This is a genomic window from Gluconobacter cerevisiae (assembly GCF_015244675.1).
Classification (GTDB): domain Bacteria; phylum Pseudomonadota; class Alphaproteobacteria; order Acetobacterales; family Acetobacteraceae; genus Gluconobacter; species Gluconobacter cerevisiae.
In genome coordinates, this window is the sequence record NZ_JABCQO010000019.1 from 1 (window position 1) to 19165 (window position 19165).

Sequence of the window (19165 nt, forward strand, 5' to 3'; positions counted from 1 at the left end):
GATCTGTTCAAAACGCAGATCAAAAGCTACCCCAAAAACCGTCAATCAAATCGCCAAAAGCCTGAAATCACGAGCCAAGCGCATCAACCAACGGTTCTTCGATCCCTCCAGTTTCTCCACGTCGGCCGGGCTGGCCGCCGCCTCCGGTGCCGCCTTGCCGGAGAAGATGCCCGCCATGCCCTCGACTGCCTGGCGCTTCCACTGGGCAATCATCGTCTGGTGCACGCCGTGCTTCGACGCCAACTCCGACAGCGTCTGCTCGCCCCGCATCGCCTCAAGCGCAACCCGCGACTTGAACTCTGCCGCATACCTCTTGCGCGTAACCTTGCCCATAAAACCCGTCCTCGTTCAGGCCAGATGATAGCTTATCGCCCTGTCCGAAAAATGGGGACCACCTCTCTAACTACTTGTCCTTCTATGTCTGACTATTAAGACGCCCGATCCGTCTGAGGAGTTTCGACAACCTGGAGGGTTCAAAAAACCCTCTGGTTTTGAATCTGTCTCTGTGATTCCATTTCTTTTGCATTGATTGAGGGAATGGAAGATGAAGCAGGCGGGATTTTTGACGTTGAAGAGCGGCTTGCCCGGTTGAGCGGGCTTGGCGATCAGCTCGAAGTATTTTCCCGGACTGTGGATTTTGAGGTGTTCCGCCCTGATCTGGAGCTGGCTCTGGCATATTTGTATGGGAATAAAGGCGGACGACCGCCATTTGATCCCGTGTTGATGTTCAAGATGGAGGGTTCGAAAAACCCTTGATTGCTTAGCCTTGCGCCCGATTTCTGGTTCCTAGTCCTGATTTTCACTCTGCGTTTTGAGCAGAGAGAGGGTTTCATGCTCTGGATTGCTACGCGGCGGCGTTAATCCGCTCCAGGAGGAGAAAGCGGCGCATATTATAGACGATATTGGCCAGCCCGATCCTCATGGTGGCCCGGGTGATACCGACAGTTCGGATCAGCAGTCCCGTCTGTGATTTCTGATCGGCAAAGACATGCTCGACACGAGATCGGATCACAGACTTTCCGGCATTCGATTTCTGGATATGCCGGGGCATAGGCCTGAGATGCGGCTTTTTCCTGTGAACCTTTGAGACAAAACCCTGCTTTTCCATGAAATCTTCGTTGGCTTTTGAGCGGTAGGCTGTGTCTGCCCAGACCGTTGAGGCTGTATTGCTTTTATCAAGCAAGCCCTCTCTCAATCGCGCGCCGTCACTGGCGGCGGCATCTGTCGTCTTCCATTTGCGGATCAGCCGAAATTTCCGATCGATGGAGATGTGCGACTTGTAACCAAAAAACGGGATGGCCAGATCCGTTGCGGGCATACTCCCGTCTTCCTGTCGCTTCGCTTTCGTGAATTTCAGGGTCCAGCGCGCATGCCTATCCTTGTGGGACAGCTTTGCCGGTCTATCCTGCCAATCCTGTGGGATCCGTCCTTCCCGCAGATCAGTCTTTTCATCGTTGGTATTGCGCTGCTTCGGAGCCGCTACCAGCGTGGCATCCAGGATTTAGCCTGACATCGGCAGATAACCAGCGTTACGCAGGGTCGCATCAAAGCGGTTAAACAAAATATCAATTGCTCCCGCCTGTGTCAGACGCTCCCTGAACAGCCAGATGGTTTTGGCATCAGGCACACGCTCCGACAGCCCCAGGCCTAAAAAGCGCATGAAGGAGAGACGGTCGTTGATCAGGTATTCCGTCCGTTCATCGGACAGATTGTTGAGTGTCTGGATCACCAGGATCTTGAACATCAGCACCGGATCAAACGGTGGACGCCCGCCTTTGCTCCCGTCTGAATAGGCCAGTGCTTTGTCCAGTTCCGGGCGGAACACCTCAAAATCCACAGTCCGGGAAAACGCTTCGAGCTGGTCGCCAAGACCGCTTAACCGAGCAAGCCGCTCTTCAACGTCAAAAAATCCCGCCTGTTTCATAGCGCCATTCCTCCAACCAGAACCAGAAAAATGGAATCACAGAGCAGACCTCAAAACCAAGAGGTTTTTCGAACCCTCCATGTTCAAGCCAAATGGCCGGTCTCTGATCACGGCATCTGGCCGCCCGGGCAGCTAAGGGGGGGGCAGCGGAACGTCTGTTGTACAACGGAAGTCGAAAAAAGCTGACGTTGTTGGCGATCCGGCATCACGATGCTGCTCAATCATGAAAATCAGATAGGTTCCCGATCGCAATCACTGACTGAGTGAGGAACCCCGCGGCAGCATGCGTCCAAGCACTTTGTCTTTCAGGACAAACTGATGAAAAAGCGCCGCCGCGCCATGGCCTGTCGCAAGACCCATAATCAGCCAGGCGTTCCAGTAATGTAGCGTCTGAAACCACGTCACGGTTTCCGCCGGGAACCGCGCAAAGGGGGATGGAATCAGGAAGCCGAAAAAACTCATCGTCTGCCCGGCACCCCATCGCCAGAGATAGCCCAGCAAGATTTCCGCCAGAAGCAGCACATAGAGCGTGTACTCTGCTCCAAGGGCGAATACCCGGTCCACAGGCACGAGAAGGTCCGACAGATGCCGGCCTTTCGTCAGACGCCAGACAATGCGGAACGCCATGATTGCAGTCAGCAGGATGCCGACTGTCAGATGCGCGACCACCATCAGATGATGGACGGGTTTTGTTGGCCAGTTCCAGGTTTCGCCAAGAGCAAACTGAAGCAGCACCAGAAAGGCCGTCATCCAGTGAAGGATGATCGTCGGCCTGTCGTAACGCAGCAGGCTATCCGTGATGTCCGGCGTTGAATAAGGCATATACGTCTCGGCAAAAAAGAACCCTGAATCCACTTCCGTATCATGCTTACCTGACAGGATTCTGAACAGAACAGATTTTCCTAAAACATAAATAATATTGAAAATAACTCGCAATATCAGAATGAAATATCTGTTGTCGCGGCAAATGATGCATCTTAACCTTTATTTGTATTCACCAGAAGCAGCAGGTCATCTTATGTCGCGTCTCCATCCTTTGGCCGAACGTCATGCCGTCGAGAAACTGGGATGGCTGCGTGCGGCTGTTCTCGGCGCCAATGACGGAACGCTGTCGACCGGCAGCCTCATCGTCGGCGTTGCCAGTTCTCATGCGACACGCGGCAGCATTCTCGTCGCGGGACTGTCCGCGCTTGTCGCGGGCGCCCTGTCCATGGCGGCGGGCGAGTATGTCTCGGTCAGTTCCCAGGCCGATTCCGAACACGCCGACATCGCCCGCGAGAAACAGGAACTGGTCACGGACTGGGAGGGCGAAGTCACCGAACTGGCCGGGATCTATCAGAAGAGAGGGCTGGATGAAGACCTCTCGCGCAAGGTCGCCGTCGCCCTCATGAAGCATGATGCGCTCGGTGCCCATGCAAGGGATGAACTGGGTTTGTCCGAGGCCACGGCGGCAAGACCCATACAGGCGGCATTCGCCTCAGCAACCGCCTTTTCATCCGGAGCATTACTGCCCGTGCTGGCAGCTGTTCTGACCCCCGTGGCCTGGGTGTCCTGGGGCGTGTCCCTGACGTCCGTCGTAGTTCTCGCTGTTCTGGGCGTCGTTGGTGCGATTGCTGGCGGTGCGGCGCCTCTGCGCCCAGCACTGCGTGTGACGTTCTGGGGTATTGTGGCAATGATCGTCACGGGCGGAATCGGCCGCCTGTTCGGCGTGTGAAGCCGCGTTCCAAGCTCTGAACGAGGCATGTCCTAGGTAGTCTTGACTTCATCCCATATATCCGTGATCGTCGATTTATGGATACAGAATCCGCACTCTCGGCCCTCAATGCGCTGTCCCAGTCCACGCGGCTGGAGATCTTCCGCCTGCTGGTGCGCCACGAACCGGACGGGCTGCCCGCCGGGGACGTCGCGCGGCACCTCGATGTCCCGCAGAACACGATCTCGGCCCATCTCGCCACCCTGACGCGCGCTGGCCTGCTGACCTCGCAGCGCCACAGTCGGCTGATCGTCTATCGCGCGTGTCTTCCGCGCCTGCGCGACCTGATGCTTTTCCTCGTCAGGGACTGCTGTGCGGGCAGCCCCGAACTCTGCGCACCCCTGATCGCGAACCTGTCTTCCTGCTGCCCGAGCCCGGAATCCTGCCCATGACCATCACGATCTACCACAACCCGGCCTGCGGCACGTCGCGCAACGTGCTGGCACTGATCCGCAACAGCGGCGAGGAGCCCCGGATCATCGAATATCTGAAAACCCCACCGAGCCGAGCCGAACTGGTTGATCTGATCGCCCGTATGGGGGTTCCGGTGCGCGCGGTCCTGCGGGAAAAGGGCACGCCCTTTCATGAACTCGGCCTCGACAACCCGGCCCTGAGCGATGATACGCTGATCGACGCCATGATCGCACACCCGATCCTGATCAACCGGCCCATCGTCGGCACCCCGCTCGGCGTTGCGCTCTGCCGTCCGTCCGAAACGGTGCTGGACCTTCTTCCCGCGCCGCAGAAGGGTGCCTTTGCCAGGGAGGACGGCTAGAAGATCGTGGATGAGGTCGGAAAGCGGATCGTCTGATGCTGGCCCTCGCCATTTTCATTGCAACACTGGTTTTCGTCATCTGGCAGCCTCGTAGCCTCGGTATTGGCTGGAGTGCGATGGCCGGTGCCGCCGTGGCTCTGGCGACCGGTGTGATCCACTGGCACGACATCCCGGTCGTCTGGCACATCGTCTGGGATGCGACCTTTACCTTCATCGCGCTGATCGTCATCTCGTTGCTTCTGGATGAGGCCGGGTTCTTCCACTGGGCGGCCCTGCATGTCGTGCGCTGGGGCAAAGGGCGAGGCCGGACGCTGTTTCCGCTGATCGTGCTGCTGGGGGCGGCCATCGCGGCCGTGTTCGCCAATGATGGTGCGGCCTTGCTGCTCACGCCCATCGTCATTGCCATCCTCACACAACTCCGCCTGAACCATGGCGCGGCGCTGGCCTTCATCATCGCGACCGGCTTTGTCGCGGATACCACCAGCCTGCCGCTGGTGATTTCCAATCTGGTGAACATCGTCAGCGCCAATTTCTTCGACATTCCCTTTGACCGCTACGCCGCGATCATGGTCCCCGTCGATCTGGCCGCCCTTGGCGCGACACTTGCCGTGCTGTGGCTCTATTACCGGCGGCAGGTGCCCCAGACCTATCCCGTCTCTGAACTGCCTGCACCTGTCACGGCTATTCGTGACCGACATGTGTTCCGCGCGGCTTTTCCGCTGCTGGCCCTGGTGCTGGCGGCCTATTTCCTGACGGCGCCGTTTCATATCCCGGTCTGTATCGTGGCTTGCCTGGCTGTCAGTACCCTGCTGGCAGTTGCCGGATATGGAAAGGTCATTCCCGTCAGCCGCGTGCTGCGGGGCGCGCCGTGGCAGATCGTGTTCTTCTCGCTGGGGATGTATCTGGTGGTCTACGGGCTGCGCAATGCCGGGCTGACCGATCATCTCGCAGTGGTACTGGTCTGGCTCGGTCATCAGGGGACGTTCACGGCCACCATCGGCACCGGCTTTCTGGCGGCTGTTCTATCGTCCATCATGAACAACATGCCCGGTGTTCTGATCGGCGCGCTCGCGATCCAGCAGGCGCACGACATCACGCCTCTGACCCGCGACCTGATGGTTTACGCCAACGTCATTGGCTGTGACCTCGGGCCGAAATTTACCCCGATCGGCAGTCTCGCCACCCTGCTGTGGCTGCATGTGCTGGCATCCAAAAACCGTCGGGTCACTTGGGGGCAATACATGACGGTGGGTCTGGTGATCACGCCACCCGTCCTGCTGGTCACACTTGCCGCACTGGCCTTGTGGCTGCCCCTGATCAGCCATCCCTGACAAGACCGAAGGATCTGATGGAACCATGTCCAAGCCGGAAATGCCCGCCCTGCACCCGGAGTATCTCGAACCGGTCGATCTCGCACGATTGGAACCGCAACCACGGGTTGACCACCCGCCACGCATCCTGCTGCTGTATGGCTCGCTGCGGCCGCGCTCGTTCAGCCGTCTGCTGGTTCTGGAGGCCGAACGCATCCTGAAGGTACTGGGGGCCGAGACACGGGTGTTCGACCCGACTGGCCTGCCGGTTGCGGATTCCGTGCCGCCTACGCATCCCAAGGTTCAGGAACTGCGGGAACTCTCGATCTGGTCGGAAGGCCAGGTCTGGTGCAGCCCCGAACGCCACGGGAACATGACGGCAGTATTCAAGAACCAGATCGACTGGTTGCCTCTGACCGAAGGATCGATCCGCCCGACGCAAGGTCGCACGCTAGCGGTCATGCAGGTTTCGGGCGGCTCGCAGAGCTTCAATTCCGTCAACGCCCTGCGGGTGCTGGGACGATGGATGCGGATGTTCACCGTCCCCAATCAGTCCAGCGTGCCGATGGCCTATACCCAGTTCGGTGACGATGATCGGATGAAACCGTCTCCCCTTTATGACCGGATGGTGGATGTCATGGAGGAACTGATGAAGTTCACCTGGCTGCTGCGGGACCGGGCCGACTACCTTGTCGATCGCTACAGCGAGCGCAGATCAGAACACCGCCTGCCTGAAAAGCTGTGAGAGCCCTTTTGGCAATTCAGGGATGAGCGTTTCTGCGTAACATGAGGCTTCCCATGGCGATGTGGATCATGGCCTCTGCGACGTCGATCCGCTGTTCGTAGTCCTTCACAAGGCGACGCCAGCGGATCATCCAGCCGAAGGTCCGTTCCACAACCCACCGACGCGGCAGGATTTCAAACCCTTTTGCTGTATCTGACCGCCGGATGACCTCGACTGTGAAGTCGAGAAAGGCGGCTTTGTCCATCAACTGCAAGCGGTCATAGGCCCCATCTGCGAACAGGTGCTTCACCCACGGCCAGCGTTTACGAATGGCATCAAGGATCATCTGTCCGCCCGCACTATCCGAAATATCGGCAGGTGTCAGTCTGACCAGAAGCAGTCGGCCAGCCGTATCGACGGCAATGTGCCGCTTGCGACCAACGATCTTCTTGCCTGCGTCATAACCATGTGTCTTTGCGTGGGGTGCCTTGATACTCTGGCTATCAATGACACCACCCGATGGACTGGCTTCGCGTCCTGCCGCTTCACGATCGAGCATCAAACAGACATCATGAATGGTCTGGAACAGGAAACGGCGCATCAGCCTGTGGAACCACCAGTAAACCGTTTGCCATGGGCCAAAATGAACCGGAAGCATCTCCCAGCCGCAGCCTGAGCGCACGAGATAGCGCAACGCGTTGATGATCTCACGGAAATCGGTTGTCCGTTTCCGGCCACGCCGGTTCGCAGGGGGCATCAGAGGCGCTATGCGCTCCCATTCCTCATCTGTCAGATCAGACGGATAGCGTTTCGTCTTGCGCGTAATGCTGGCCATGCAGCCTCGTTGGGCTGGCGTCCACATCCTGCCGTTGAATCACGCTCAAAACCTCTTGAAAACCTATCACAGCGAATTTCCAAAAGGGCTCTAAGAGCCTGTTTGGAAAATCACGGGTGAGCATTTCTGCGCATGAGATTGGCGCCCATGGCGACGCATGGCCTGTGACACGTCGACGCGGCGCTCGTAATCACGCACGAGCCGGCGCCAGCGGGTCATCCAGCCAAAGGTCCTCTCGACCACCCAGCGTCGCGGCAACACCTCGAAGCCCTTTGCTCCGTCATGGCGGCGGATAATCTCGACGATGAAATCCAGATAAGTCGCCTTGTCCATCAACTTCAAGCGGTTATAGGCGCCATCGGCGAACAGATGCTTCACCCACGGCCAACGCCTGCGGATCGCATCCAGGATCATCTGAGCGCCGGCACTGTCGGAGATGTCGGCCGGAGTCAGGTTGACCATCAGAAGGCGCCCGTCCGTGTCGACGGCGATATGCCGCTTGCGTCCGACGACTTTTTTGCCGGCATCGTAACCCCTTGTCCTGGCATGAGGCGCCTTGATGCTCTGGCTGTCGATCACCGCTGCTGTCGGACTGGCCTCGCGGCCTGCCTGCTCCCGGTCGAGCATCAGTTCAACGTCATGGATGGTCTGGAACAGGAACCGTCGCGCCAGCTCACGAAACCAGCCATAGACCGTGCGCCAGTGCCCAAAGTGGATCGGCAGCATCCGCCAACCGCAGCCTGAACGAACGAGATAGCGCACCGCATTGATCACCTCACGGAATTCAACCTCTCGTGGGCGGCCACGACGTTCAGGACCTGGCATCAATGGCACGATCCGCTCCCATTCCTCGTCTGTCATGTCAGACGGGTAGCGTTTCGTCTTACGGGTGATCCTGGCCATCCGGCCCCTCTGCTCTGGCGTCCACATCCAGAGCTTGAATCACATCAGATCGATTTTCCAAACAGGCTCTTAGCCGGGAAATGGCCGAACAGTTCGATGTCGTGATCGTGGGCAGCGTTCAGGAAACTGTCAGGTTCGCCTGATATACTGAAGATCCTGCCGCAGCTCATTCACGCGATGATACAGAAAGCCGACTGAACTTCATGTGTACTCGTCATGTCGATTATCAGGTCGTTAACCGCGCCTCGGAATGGGCAGGGATTCATTTCCTGAAAATCCGTACTTTCTGTATCGCTCTCACCCTGTTCACCCTCTGCTTTTCTTCAGCTCTTATTTCAAAGGCCAGAGGTCAGAGCCTCACCTTTGCCCAGGGGGTGGAAGCGGCATGGTCCGTCGATCCGGGGCGGGATGAACTGAATACGAACTATCGTTCGGCATCGGCACGGGCCGAGGCTGCCGACTCCTGGTTTGCAGGAGGCCCGACGGTGTCTGGTCAGTATTTTGACGATCACGCCATCGGCAGCAATGAGGGATACACAACCTACGAGGGGAGTGTTTCTGTTCCCCTCTGGTTGCCCGGACAGGGCACCGCTACTGTTAAAGCGGCGAAAGCAGAAGCCTTGACCGTACAGGAACGGCTGCATGTGGAGCGGATGGCTGTCGCCATGAGGGTTCTGGATACCTCCGCCGGCGTGCTGATGGCCCGGAAACGTCTCAGCATTGCTCAGACACTGCGGGAAACGCTGGAAAAAATAAAACTGTCTGTCCAGCATGGCGTCCGGTCTGGTGAGAATACTCTGGCAGATGAGCATGCCGTCGCCGCCGATCTGGCGAACGCAGCCAGCGAGCATTCACTGGCCGTCGAGCAGGTTGAAACGACGACGTCAGCGCTTCGCATCGTGCTGGGCCGCTCCGGGGTACCGAACATCCTCTCCTACGATGATCCGGCTGCCGCGCGTGCAAGGTTGACTTCCGTCAGGATTCTTGAGGACAACGATCCGCGTGTAAGAGCCGCACAGCAGGCTGTCCGTGCGGCGGAAGAAGGTATGCGTCTGGCACGGGCTTCATTCATGCCCGACCCGGAAGTTGGTGTCGCTGCGATTCATGAGAAACAGTATGGCAGCCCATGGGATGATCGGGTGGGCATTACAGTGTCGGTCCCTCTGCCGAGTGACGTCCGCAATGTCCCGCTGGAGGCCGAAGCGAGAAACAAGCTAGCCGCGGCCTCCAACCAAGAACAGCAGGCCCGTCGAAGCGTACGCCAGGAACTGGCGCAGGTTTTTGTCCACCTGACAGCGGCAAAGGACACATTCAGAAATTCAGTGTTGTCCGCTGACGATATGAACAAGCGCGCCAATGAGATGGTTCGGTCGTGGCAGGCTGGTGAGACATCGCTGATCGAACTTCTGCGTGCCAGAGCTGCTGCGTACAGCGCACTGCAGACGCGTAATCAGGCGGAGATCGCTTGGCATGCCGCAATCATCCGGACATTAATCGCAGCAGGAGAATTCCAGTGAGCTTCAGAATAGTCGTCATCGGACACCAGAGGTGGCTTCTGGCGCTGTTCTGCCTCTCCGGGGCGCTCACACAGCCCGCATTCGCGACAGACGACGAACAGACCATCACGATGGGAGCGGCTGCACGGGCGAATGCCAAGCTGGTGATCTCAGTGGTGCAACATGGCACGCTCGGGGAAAATCTCGACGCAATGGGCACCGTCATGTCTGACGCGAGCCGTATCGTTCGCATTCATCCTGCTGGATCAGGAAAAATTCTGAATGTGGCTGTTGTACCTGGACAGCATGTCCGCAAGGGCGAGGTTCTTCTTACGTATCAGGATCACTCCCTGCATTTGGTCCGCCTTGAGATGACAAAGGCGCAGTCTGCGTTGTCGACGGCACAGGCAGCCTATCAGAATGCTGCCGCAGCCTATAGCCGGAGCCGTGATCTGGAAGGGATAACGGTTGCCGCCGGAGAAACCAGGCACCGTCTAGCGCTCTTCAAAGCAGCAAGAGACGATATTACGGCCCGGCAGGCTGATGTGGATACTCTGCAACACCAGCTTGATGAAGAATACAATTCCGTAACGGAATCGGACAAGGGACAGATCACCCCCACAGATGAGACATCCTCCATCATCTCGCCGACCACGAGTGAGGTGCAGAGCGTGCTTGTCGGTGTTGCGGATGATATCTCGCCCGCGACGGAACTGGTGGCTCTGGCCGACATGTCGTCGGTCTGGATCGTATCGGACATCCTCCCGCAGGATGCCGCTCAGATCGTCGAAGGTGGTGAGCAGACAACGGAACTGCCAGCAGATGGCGCAATGACCTTGCTGACGTCGAAGATAACGTCAGTCGGCGATCTGGCGGACCCCGTGACCGGCCTTGTTCGTGTCATCAGCCGCGCAGCGAACCCCGGAGGCCATCTTCACCCGGGCATGTTTCTCAATACGCACCTGCCGACACGCGCCCGAACTGAAGGCATTATCGTGCCCGAAAGTGCCGTTACGGAGATCAACGGCATCAGCACCGTCTTCCTGCCCGTCGGCCCCGACCGTTTTCGCCCGCAAGAGGTTCAGGTCGGTGCCGAAAGCGCCGGACAAAAGGTCATCGTCTCCGGCCTCACGGTGGGCGACAGGATTGTGACGCATGGCGCATTTGCCCTGAAAGCCATCATACAGACCTCTGATCTGTCCGACGGAGACTGACACCGCCATGCGTGCCTTTCTTTCTGCTCTTCAGGCCCGACGCTGGCTGGTTCTCAGTGTGCTTGGCCTGATTTTCATTGCCGCCTGCCGCATGGTGCGGAGCCTCCCCGTTGAGGCCGTGCCGGACATCTCGCCCAGACAGGTGCTCGTTTCCGTTGTCGCTCCGGGTCTTGCCACGGAAGAAGTCGAACGACTGATCACGTTCCCGATTGAGACCAGTATGGCGGGCATCCCGGACATGACCGATCTTCGGTCCGTGTCACGTTCCGGGGTTTCCGTCGTGTATGTCCAGTTCGCGGACGACACGGACATCAATCTCGATCGCACCCGTGTCGAGGAGCGGATTCAGCAGGCCAGAACCCTGATCTCCGTACCAGGCGTGAGCGTGAATATCGGGCCGCTGACAACGGGGCTGGGCGAGATCATGCAGTTACAGATCAAGGGAAACGGCTATTCCCTGATGGATCTGAACCGCCTGATGACATGGACGGTCGCACCACAGATGAAGCTCGTACCCGGGGTGGTGGACGTCAACGTGAACGGGGGCGCGGAGGAGACATTCCAGGTTGCCCTCGATCAGGCCCGCCTTCTGGCGCTGGGGGTTTCGGTCGACAATGTCTTCCAGGCCGTGGACGGCAACAACTCCGCATCCGGTGGCGGGTGGATCGAGCATGACGAGGAGCAGCAGATCGTGGTCGGACGCGGCCTGATCGGCTCGCTTGATGATTTCGGCTCCATTCCTGTCAGGACCAATGCCAACGGCTCCGCCATTTTCCTGCGGGATGTCGGACGCATTTCCATGGGGCCGAGAACACGTCTGGGCGCGGTGACCCGTGACGGTCAGGGCGAGATCGTGATCGGTGTCGTCATGATGCAGATGGGCGCGAGTTCCGATGCCACGCTGGCCGCCATCAATGCGGCGTTGCCCGGCATCCGGCAGTCCCTTCCCAAAGGCGTGACGCTCGACCCCTATTATGTACGCTCGACACTGACAGACAGCACAATCGCGACGGTGAAGGAAAACCTCATCATCGGCGCGACCCTGGTGATCGGCGTCCTGATCGTGGTGATCGGCGACTGGCGGGCCTCACTGGTCATCGCCTCCGTCATTCCGTTCGCCCTCGTCTGCGCCATGACGGGAATGCGCGCCTTCGGGATTTCCGCCAATCTGCTGAGTCTGGGCGCAATTGATTTCGGTATGATCGTCGACAGTTCGCTGGTCGTGGTGGAAAATCTCATGACCCATCGCGCGCGCGATCGCGCCACCGGACAGAGCACGCCACTCTTCACGCTGGCGGTATCATCAGCCGCAGAAGTCCTCCGGCCTGTCAGCTTTGGCATTCTCGTCATCATCATGGTCTATCTGCCGATCCTGACCTTGCAGGGTATCGAGGGCAAGATGTTCCGGCCCATGGCGCAAACCGTGATCATGGCGCTCCTCGCCTCGCTCTTTTACTGCGTCGTCGGCATGCCCGTCATCGCGGCACTGGTGATGAAATCGAACGGTCGTCATAATGATACGCGCCTGGTTGCTGCCCTTCGTCGCGTCTATGGCCCGATGCTGGCTTGGTGTGAAACCCGACCGCGTATTCTCTTCGGCACGACGATCGCGATTTTCAGCGTGTCCGTTTGGATCGGCCTGCATCTGGGCGGCGAGTTCATCCCGTCTCTCGGTGAAGGCGCGCTGACGATGACGACGACGCGCCTGCCGGGGATCTCACTCTCGGAGGCCGTGAAGGAGGTCTCCCTGCAGGAACGCATCCTGCGCCGGTTTCCGGAAGTCACCAGCGTCGTAAGCAACACAGGCACGTCTGCGATTCCGACCGATCCGATGGGCGTCAACGAGACCGACAGCTTCATTTTCCTCAAGCCACCGTCGCAATGGACCACCGCACGCACGCAGGAAGGTCTCGTCACGGCGATGAGCCGGGTCATGAGCGATGAACTGCCGGGCGCTCAACAGTCATGGAGCCAGCCCGTCCAGATGCGGATGGATGATCTGCTGTCCGGCGTGCGCACGCAGATCGCCGTTTCGATCTATGGCGATGATCTTGCCACCCTGACACGCCTTGGGGACAGGGTGGCCGGTATCATGAAAGCCATTCCCGGCGCAGCGGATGTGGCGCCGCAGGGGGCAGGGAGCATCTCTTTCATCCATATCGACATCGACCGCAGACAGGCCGCCCGTCTCGGGGTTTCGCAGCAGGAACTTCTAAATGTGGTGGAAGCTGTCGGCGGTCATATCGGGCGGCCCGTTACGGTCAATAACGCGCTAATCAGCACGCAGATCCGCTATGATCCCGCCCAGGCCGGAACACGGGATCAGATCGCCCGCCTGAGAATCCGCCGCGCCGACGGCCGGGGCGCCGTCCTTCTTTCGGAAGTTGCGAAGGTTACGGTTCAGGACGGTCCGCCCCGCATCAGTCGGGACGCGATCCGCCGCCGTCTGATTGTTCAGGCGAACGTGCGCGGGCGCGATCTCAGCTCTTTCGTGACGGAAGCACAAAGAGCGGTCAGTAAAAAAGTCAACCTTCCCGCAGGCTATCGCATGGTCTGGGCGGGTCAGTTCCAGAATCTGCGTTCAGCCATGGCGCGTCTGGAACTTGTCGTGCCGGTCGCTCTGATTCTGATTTTTGCCCTGCTAATTCTTGCTCTGAACTCCGTCTGGCTGGCGGGGCTTGTTTTCATCAATCTGCCAATCGCCGCAACAGGTGGTATTCTTGCCCTGTGTCTTCGGGGCCTGCCGTTCAGTGTCTCCGCCGGGATTGGCTTTATCGCCCTGTTCGGCGTGGCCGTTCTGAACGGCGTAGTGCTTGTTACCGCGATCCAGTCCCTGCGTCTGGCAGGGCGCAGCGCTGCCCAGGCGGCCTTTGAGGCGGCAGAAGAGCGTTTCCGTCCTGTCATGGCAACCGCTCTGGTGGCCAGTCTGGGCTTCATCCCCATGGCCGTCTCGACAAGCGCCGGTGCCGAGGTCGAGCGCCCGCTGGCCACTGTTGTGATTGGGGGGCTGATCTCCTCGACACTTCTGACGCTGCTTGTGTTGCCCTCACTGTATGCTCGCATCATGAAAAATCGTGAATCATGAAAATCCTGATCATCGAAGACGAACCGGCTCTTGGTTCTGCCGTCAGGGACCGTGTCCGTCAGGCTGGTCATGTTGCCGACTGGTTCAGAACCCTGACTGACGGGCGGGCAGCCCTGAGAGCGTCCGCTTACGATTTTCTTCTGCTCGATCTCGGGCTTCCAGACGGCAATGGCCGGTACCTTCTGCGTGAGATCCGGCGAAATCGTTCTTCTCTGGCTGTCCTGATCACAACCGCTCAGGACCAGATAAGCGACAGGATTGCAGGTCTGTCGGAGGGAGCAGACGATTATATCGTCAAGCCTTACGATCTCGACGAACTCGTCGCCCGTATTGAAGCAGTCGCCAGACGATACATCGCATTGCCGGATAATATTGTGATCATTGATGACGTGGAGATCGATCTTTCTCGGCGACAGCTCAGACGTGAAGGACGCACGATCGATCTTTCCGCGCGCGAATGGGCCATTGTCGAACTTCTTGCCCGTCGACCGGGGGCACTGTGCAGCCGCGAGCAGATCGAAGATGCTCTTTATGGCCTCAGCGACGATGTGGAGAGCAATGCCATTGAAGTCTTTATCAGCAGGATACGAAAGAAAACCGGACCCGGCCTGATCGTGACGGTCCGGGGCAGAGGCTACAGCCTTGCAGAAAGTTCATCCTGATGAAGCGCTGGAGCCTGGCGTCCCGCATAGTGTCCGGGACACTGATTATCGTGCTAGGCGCGCTGGTGTTGCTCAGTATCCTCGTCGCGGCCTTTACCCGCTATGAAGTCACGGAGCGTCTCGACAACTCGCTGCAGGAAGTGGCCGAACGCCTGGAGTTCGTCATCAGTGAACTGGACAGAACGGATCAGAAGAGCACCACGCCAGGTGGTCAGGTCGCACGCCTGCCCGGTGTGAATCGGCGTACACTGGCCTATCAGATTGCCTCGCCGGACGGCCGCCTTGAGGTGAGATCGCAGAATGCACCAGAGACGCTGTTTGTTCCCCGACTGAAAATGGGATTTTACAATGTGCCGTCGTTCCGGGTGTATAGTGTCCCTTCCGCATCCGGTCGCCATTACATTCTGGTGGGGGAGCCGGCCTTTCACCGAAATGAAGCAGTCAGGCGGGCTATCCTGATTTCAGTCCTGCCAATGGTGATATTTTTTCCGGCAATCTGGGTCTTGGTCCGCTGGCGCGTCCGCCGCGCCATGCGTCCCCTCACAAGCCTTCAGCACGAAATCAGGAGTAGAGGCGGTACCAATCTGGTTCCAATCCCGCCGCTGGATCTGCCCGAAGAGCTTGTGACAATTCATTCCGCCGTCAATCTTCTTCTTGAACGTCTGAAAATGGCGCTCTCGACCGAACGCGCCTTTGCCGCGAATGCCGCACATGAGCTGCGCAACCCCATAGGCGCGCTTCTGGCGCAGGTGCAGGTCCTCAGAAATCTGCTTCAGCGTTCAGAATATGAAGAGCGCGCGACGACCATCATGCACCAGGCCCGCAGGATTGGCCGGATGATGGAAAAACTCCTTCAGCTTTCACGAGTAACGTCGGGAATCGCTCTTACGGGGGAGATGTTTGATCTGGTGCCTGTCATCCAGTTTCTGGCACGGGAGCTTGAGCGAGAAAAAAACCAGACCATTGACCTTTCAGGAGTCCCTCATCTCATGATTCGGGGCGACATGGATGCCGCAGGGATCCTGTTTCGTAATCTTCTGGAAAATGCTGTTCTTCATGGTTCTTCTCTGCGGCCGGCGCACGTGATTGTAACGGAGAATTCCGAAATTCTGATCTTTAATGACTGCGATCCCCTCACACTTGAGAGTTTGCAGAATATGGAAAAGCCCTTCGTGAGAGGTAAAACTAACGCTGAAGGCAGTGGTCTCGGGCTTGCGATAGTGCGACAGGTCTCTCTTCAGCTTCAGGCTGACATCACGATAACCTCCCCTGCTCCAGGAAAAACAAGGGGTATTGTCGTTACTGTTCGTTTCCCGTCCGGCGATACCGAAGTCGAAGCCAGTTGGGAGGGATCGAAGAACTATTGATTGATGTCCTGGCTACCTGATTTCAGGCGCAGGGTACGATGAACCGCTCCGGCACTGGCAGAGACAAGCCCTTGTATGCCGTGCTGCGACGTCCGCTTTGAGAAAGCTTCGGACGGCCCTGCGACGTCCGAGAAGAGGCGTAAGCAGACCTGCAGTTAGGAGGAACCGGGGGGAGAGTTTTCAGTTCGAACCCGCATAATGGTCTGCCGACTTGTAGAGAATTTTCTGGCGAGTGCGGACACACTCATACCCTCCGCCAGGTCCTTGAGGACGCATTGCCTATCACTCTCTGATAGTACGGACGGCCGTCCGAGAGTTTTCCCTTCGGACTTTGCTCGCCTGAGACCGGACTGTGTCCGCTCGATCAACAGATCCCGTTCAAACTGTGCAACAGCATTCAGAACCTGCATCGTCATTGTGCCGGACGAGCTGGTCAGATCAGCACCGCCAAGAGCGAGGCAGTAGACCTTCACTCCCATGGTCCCCAGCATTTTAACAGTGGTGCTCACATCCATCGCATCGCGACCAAGACGATCAAGCTTGGTTACGATCAGAATATCTCCAGCCTCCAACCTATCCATGAGCCGGGCGAAGCCACGCCGCTGCGCGATGGAGGTACTTCCGGAAATTGTTTCGGTAACGACCCGACGCGGCTCAACCCGGAAACCGGCTGCTTCAATTTCCTGAATCTGGTTTTCAGTCGTTTGCCCGACTGTTGAGACGCGAACATAGGCAAAGGTGCGTGGCATAGGGTTCATTTCGTCCGAATAGGATGTCCGAAATATGAACTATGTCCGGAACACTGTAAAGGTAATTTACGGACAGACCGTTCTTCCCCTGTCCGTAAACGATCGTTTTCGGACAGGAAGAACTTATGGCACCATCACATAAAATGACCTATGTTAGGAATATGACCTTAATTAAGGTCGCAACCTCAATGAGCGAGGGATCATTTACATGATTCGTGTCAATGTTATGCCGAATGGCCGACTTGTCCTGCCGGTTGGCCTGCGTAAGTCACTTGGCGTCGAAAAGGGCGGCCAGGTCATGGCAGAGATCGTGGACGGGGAGGTTCGCTTGATGACGCCCGATGCCTCGCTTGATCGGGCCAGAGCACTATTCCGAAAATATGTGCCAGCCGGCTCTTCGATTGCCGATGAAGTCATTGCTGAACGACGCGCAGAAAATACGTTGGATAACCATGACAATAAGGTGCAGCGCTGATGCCGATTTGCGTCATCGACACGTCCGCTGTCTTTGCGGACCTGAACGAAGAAACCGGAGCTGAAGAAGCTCGGCGCTGGCTGAGAGATGCAGCCATCTCCGCCATTAATCTGCAGGAAATCGTTTCTAAGGCTGTTGATAAAGGCGTCCCGGCCGAAGGAATATCCGAACTGATCGCAGCTCTGCGCCTAGACGTACGGCCTCTTGATCACAACCTGGCTCTGACGGCCGGATTAATGCGCGATGCAACCAAGCGGGTCGGTCTCAGCCACGGAGACCGCGCCTGTCTGGCATTAGCTAAAAAATTGGATGTCCCTGCGGTCACGGCAGATCGGGCATGGACCGAAATTGCTGAGGCAATCGGCGTTGAAGTGGTTCTCATTCGATAGACTTACTGGTTGTAAATCTTGTGTAGATTTTCTGTTCCGCAGCCACTCAAACCCCGGGGGGAGCTGCCAGAGAAAAGCGGACCTACCGCTTACGCCTACATATAGGACGTCAACGCGTCGATCGGCGTTTCTCAAAAGCAGACGTGCCTCGTGGAGCAGTTCACCAAAGTCATCTTGCTCTGCTTCCGCGGCGGTTCCACTTCGGCTTGATGTCCCGGATCAGACCTTCTTCAACACCGGCGACTGGATCAATGGGTAATCCGCCATGCAGCGTGAGGGGCTCTTCAAGTACAATTACATAAATATCAACGATTGTGCCCTGAGAAAGCTCTTTCAGCACCGCCTCTCGGATACGACTGGCTGTTCGCAGTTTTTTTGAGTTTTCATAATGCCGAAGTCGCCTGTTCAGACCCCGCTGCGCCGAACCAACATAAAGAACTTCATCTCCGATAGCATACACGTAAACCCCAGGCTCGCCTGGAACAGGACTAATACCCTGGAACATTATCGATCCACTCGGACCAGCATGCCACGCTCCAATATGCACAAATCCACCAGCTAAAAGCTGGTCGATATTTCCCGATGAGCAAGACGAAAAAACGTGCTTCATACAGAAACCCTAATATCCTTTATACCCATGATAAAGGGCATTATCAGTGTTCGGCAGATCACTCGCTCCCACCTACTATTAGGCTTTGTCTCCGACTAAAAGCGTCGCATTAATGTCTCTGAATGCGACAGCTCTCTACATCGTCAAATTCGGCATTGATTGACCAGTGTAACAGGCCGGAAAAGACGGGCCGCCTACGTTCTGAATATGGAGGCGCCAAAGTAGATGCCGACATAGCGGACATAATCAGTTAACCTTGCTTGGGCACTCGAACGAAAAACGAGCTCGTCGGCACCCACATAATGTCGACTTCCCCTGCTGGTGAGTAACAACCGTGAAAAAAAACTTACTCCTGATATGCGGTATATTCCTTATTCCTTCTGGTGCATATGCAGCTAATGGACCATTGCCCTCTATGTCACTAGATGGCTGTACGATGTTTTTGAGTGCATTTGAGAAAAACAAAAATATAATTGCAAAATATAAAAGTAGTTTGGGGCCATTCAATTCGGTTTCGGATGTTGAGTATGGAGAATACGCTGGATATTTAGAGGGGTTGATGGCTGGTTATAATCTTTATGGGTCTAAACCTATATGGAATACAGCTATAGGAAATGATTCGGCCTTGCTAAGAATGGTCTATAATTATTGTTCTTCTCATCCGGATGCCTACTTAAAAAACGCCACAGATGCGATAATCGAACAGCTAGGGAACCATCCAAATATCCCTAATTGAAGTGGTAATACCCACTCCGGGCCGGTGTTCCTCATGGCCATTGGAAAGGGCTTTGTTGCGTAAATGCTCGGAGTGGATTCACGGAATGAATCCAGACTGGTAGCTGGGAGTGATGAGCAAGCCGAAAGCCACGCGATACCGTACGACGAACTGGTCCT

17 protein-coding genes and 4 pseudogenes are annotated in these 19165 nt (G+C 57.2%); 14 read left to right on the forward strand and 7 right to left on the reverse strand.

All coding sequences use genetic code 11. From position 1 onward, the window contains the following. Positions 1-63 precede the first annotated feature (63 nt). Positions 64-333: pseudogene (locus tag HKD21_RS13525) on the reverse strand (transposase); the annotation flags it as partial. Between the two features lie 204 nt (positions 334-537). Between HKD21_RS13525 and HKD21_RS13530 the strand changes: the two are divergent. Continuing rightward, positions 538-735: pseudogene (locus HKD21_RS13530) on the forward strand (IS5/IS1182 family transposase); the annotation flags it as partial. 109 nt (positions 736-844) lie between these two features. Here the strand turns inward: HKD21_RS13530 and HKD21_RS13535 are convergent. Together HKD21_RS13535 and HKD21_RS13540 are read right to left on the reverse strand one after the other, a co-directional pair. Next, a pseudogene (locus HKD21_RS13535) lies at positions 845-1924 on the reverse strand (IS5 family transposase). Positions 1925-2176: 252 nt separating this feature from the next. Beyond that, a complete protein-coding gene (locus tag HKD21_RS13540; protein ID WP_043550861.1) occupies positions 2177-2746 on the reverse strand; it encodes a cytochrome b in 570 nt (189 codons plus the stop codon). A gap of 196 nt (positions 2747-2942) precedes the next feature. On the opposite strand from HKD21_RS13540, the gene HKD21_RS13545 reads away from it, so the two are divergent. The 5 genes from HKD21_RS13545 to arsH all read left to right on the forward strand — a co-directional run bounded on the left by HKD21_RS13545 (position 2943) and on the right by arsH (position 6507). Beyond that, positions 2943-3638 (forward strand): VIT1/CCC1 transporter family protein, encoded by a 696-nt coding sequence (locus tag HKD21_RS13545; RefSeq protein WP_043550858.1) that lies wholly within the window; start codon positions 2943-2945, stop codon positions 3636-3638. Between the two features lie 77 nt (positions 3639-3715). Further along, on the forward strand, positions 3716-4069 hold the full coding sequence (locus HKD21_RS13550; RefSeq protein ID WP_173585257.1) for an ArsR/SmtB family transcription factor: 354 nt from the start codon (positions 3716-3718) through the stop codon (positions 4067-4069). Next, positions 4066-4452, forward strand: coding sequence for an arsenate reductase (glutaredoxin) (gene arsC, locus HKD21_RS13555; RefSeq protein WP_194256150.1), 387 nt, complete (start codon positions 4066-4068; stop codon positions 4450-4452). The genes HKD21_RS13550 and arsC overlap by 4 nt, the downstream gene beginning before the upstream one ends. Positions 4453-4487: 35 nt before the next feature. Continuing rightward, on the forward strand, positions 4488-5783 hold the full coding sequence (locus HKD21_RS13560; protein WP_288144836.1) for an arsenic transporter: 1296 nt from the start codon (positions 4488-4490) through the stop codon (positions 5781-5783). A gap of 25 nt (positions 5784-5808) precedes the next feature. Further along, positions 5809-6507, forward strand: coding sequence for an arsenical resistance protein ArsH (gene arsH / locus HKD21_RS13565; protein WP_194256151.1), 699 nt, complete (start codon positions 5809-5811; stop codon positions 6505-6507). 16 nt (positions 6508-6523) lie between these two features. Here the strand turns inward: arsH and HKD21_RS13570 are convergent, their stop codons facing one another. Together HKD21_RS13570 and HKD21_RS13575 are read right to left on the reverse strand one after the other, a co-directional pair. Further along, the gene (locus tag HKD21_RS13570) at positions 6524-7348 is read right to left on the reverse strand and encodes an IS5 family transposase (RefSeq protein ID WP_081894216.1); all 825 of its coding nucleotides are present in this window, start codon (positions 7346-7348) and stop codon (positions 6524-6526) included. An 83-nt stretch (positions 7349-7431) separates the two neighbouring features. Further along, a pseudogene (locus HKD21_RS13575) lies at positions 7432-8251 on the reverse strand (IS5 family transposase). A gap of 176 nt (positions 8252-8427) precedes the next feature. On the opposite strand from HKD21_RS13575, the gene HKD21_RS13580 reads away from it, so the two are divergent. The 5 genes from HKD21_RS13580 to HKD21_RS13600 are packed head-to-tail and all read left to right on the forward strand — an operon-like array spanning position 8428 to position 16048. Continuing rightward, positions 8428-9741: a TolC family protein gene (locus HKD21_RS13580; protein ID WP_194256152.1), complete on the forward strand. Its 1314-nt coding sequence runs from the start codon at positions 8428-8430 to the stop codon at positions 9739-9741. After that, a complete protein-coding gene (locus HKD21_RS13585; RefSeq protein WP_322782940.1) occupies positions 9738-10934 on the forward strand; it encodes an efflux RND transporter periplasmic adaptor subunit in 1197 nt (398 codons plus the stop codon). Before HKD21_RS13580 ends, HKD21_RS13585 begins: the two co-directional genes overlap by 4 nt. Positions 10935-10941: 7 nt before the next feature. After that, positions 10942-14019: an efflux RND transporter permease subunit gene (locus HKD21_RS13590; RefSeq protein WP_194256153.1), complete on the forward strand. Its 3078-nt coding sequence runs from the start codon at positions 10942-10944 to the stop codon at positions 14017-14019. Further along, a complete protein-coding gene (locus HKD21_RS13595; protein ID WP_043550791.1) occupies positions 14016-14681 on the forward strand; it encodes a response regulator transcription factor in 666 nt (221 codons plus the stop codon). Before HKD21_RS13590 ends, HKD21_RS13595 begins: the two co-directional genes overlap by 4 nt. After that, positions 14681-16048 (forward strand): sensor histidine kinase, encoded by a 1368-nt coding sequence (locus HKD21_RS13600; protein ID WP_194256154.1) that lies wholly within the window; start codon positions 14681-14683, stop codon positions 16046-16048. The genes HKD21_RS13595 and HKD21_RS13600 overlap by 1 nt, the downstream gene beginning before the upstream one ends. 155 nt (positions 16049-16203) lie before the next feature. Here HKD21_RS13600 and HKD21_RS13605 read toward each other — a convergent pair whose 3' ends face one another. Next, positions 16204-16797 (reverse strand): recombinase family protein, encoded by a 594-nt coding sequence (locus HKD21_RS13605; RefSeq protein WP_035367484.1) that lies wholly within the window; start codon positions 16795-16797, stop codon positions 16204-16206. A 208-nt stretch (positions 16798-17005) separates the two neighbouring features. Between HKD21_RS13605 and HKD21_RS13610 the strand changes: the two genes are divergently transcribed. Both HKD21_RS13610 and HKD21_RS13615 read left to right on the forward strand, forming a co-directional pair. Then, on the forward strand, positions 17006-17272 hold the full coding sequence (locus HKD21_RS13610; protein ID WP_153430493.1) for an AbrB/MazE/SpoVT family DNA-binding domain-containing protein: 267 nt from the start codon (positions 17006-17008) through the stop codon (positions 17270-17272). Then, complete coding sequence (locus HKD21_RS13615) at positions 17272-17661, forward strand: PIN domain-containing protein (protein WP_194256155.1); 390 nt, start codon at positions 17272-17274, stop codon at positions 17659-17661. The genes HKD21_RS13610 and HKD21_RS13615 overlap by 1 nt, the downstream gene beginning before the upstream one ends. Positions 17662-17830: 169 nt before the next feature. Here the strand turns inward: HKD21_RS13615 and HKD21_RS13620 are convergent, their stop codons facing one another. Next, positions 17831-18271 (reverse strand): GIY-YIG nuclease family protein, encoded by a 441-nt coding sequence (locus tag HKD21_RS13620; protein ID WP_194256156.1) that lies wholly within the window; start codon positions 18269-18271, stop codon positions 17831-17833. A gap of 334 nt (positions 18272-18605) precedes the next feature. On the opposite strand from HKD21_RS13620, the gene HKD21_RS13625 reads away from it, so the two are divergent. Then, positions 18606-19007, forward strand: coding sequence for a hypothetical protein (locus HKD21_RS13625; protein WP_194256157.1), 402 nt, complete (start codon positions 18606-18608; stop codon positions 19005-19007). Positions 19008-19165 lie beyond the last annotated feature (158 nt).

Coding starts and splice junctions, on each gene's coding strand:
- HKD21_RS13540 (WP_043550861.1), bottom strand. CDS start 2,746: ATGCCTTATTCAACGCCGGACATCACGGATAGCCTGCTGCGTTACGAC.
- HKD21_RS13545 (WP_043550858.1), top strand. CDS start 2,943: ATGTCGCGTCTCCATCCTTTGGCCGAACGTCATGCCGTCGAGAAACTG.
- HKD21_RS13550 (WP_173585257.1), top strand. CDS start 3,716: ATGGATACAGAATCCGCACTCTCGGCCCTCAATGCGCTGTCCCAGTCC.
- arsC (WP_194256150.1), top strand. CDS start 4,066: ATGACCATCACGATCTACCACAACCCGGCCTGCGGCACGTCGCGCAAC.
- HKD21_RS13560 (WP_288144836.1), top strand. CDS start 4,488: ATGCTGGCCCTCGCCATTTTCATTGCAACACTGGTTTTCGTCATCTGG.
- arsH (WP_194256151.1), top strand. CDS start 5,809: ATGTCCAAGCCGGAAATGCCCGCCCTGCACCCGGAGTATCTCGAACCG.
- HKD21_RS13570 (WP_081894216.1), bottom strand. CDS start 7,348: ATGTGGACGCCAGCCCAACGAGGCTGCATGGCCAGCATTACGCGCAAG.
- HKD21_RS13580 (WP_194256152.1), top strand. CDS start 8,428: ATGTGTACTCGTCATGTCGATTATCAGGTCGTTAACCGCGCCTCGGAA.
- HKD21_RS13590 (WP_194256153.1), top strand. CDS start 10,942: ATGCGTGCCTTTCTTTCTGCTCTTCAGGCCCGACGCTGGCTGGTTCTC.
- HKD21_RS13595 (WP_043550791.1), top strand. CDS start 14,016: ATGAAAATCCTGATCATCGAAGACGAACCGGCTCTTGGTTCTGCCGTC.
- HKD21_RS13600 (WP_194256154.1), top strand. CDS start 14,681: ATGAAGCGCTGGAGCCTGGCGTCCCGCATAGTGTCCGGGACACTGATT.
- HKD21_RS13605 (WP_035367484.1), bottom strand. CDS start 16,797: ATGCCACGCACCTTTGCCTATGTTCGCGTCTCAACAGTCGGGCAAACG.
- HKD21_RS13610 (WP_153430493.1), top strand. CDS start 17,006: ATGATTCGTGTCAATGTTATGCCGAATGGCCGACTTGTCCTGCCGGTT.
- HKD21_RS13615 (WP_194256155.1), top strand. CDS start 17,272: ATGCCGATTTGCGTCATCGACACGTCCGCTGTCTTTGCGGACCTGAAC.
- HKD21_RS13620 (WP_194256156.1), bottom strand. CDS start 18,271: ATGAAGCACGTTTTTTCGTCTTGCTCATCGGGAAATATCGACCAGCTT.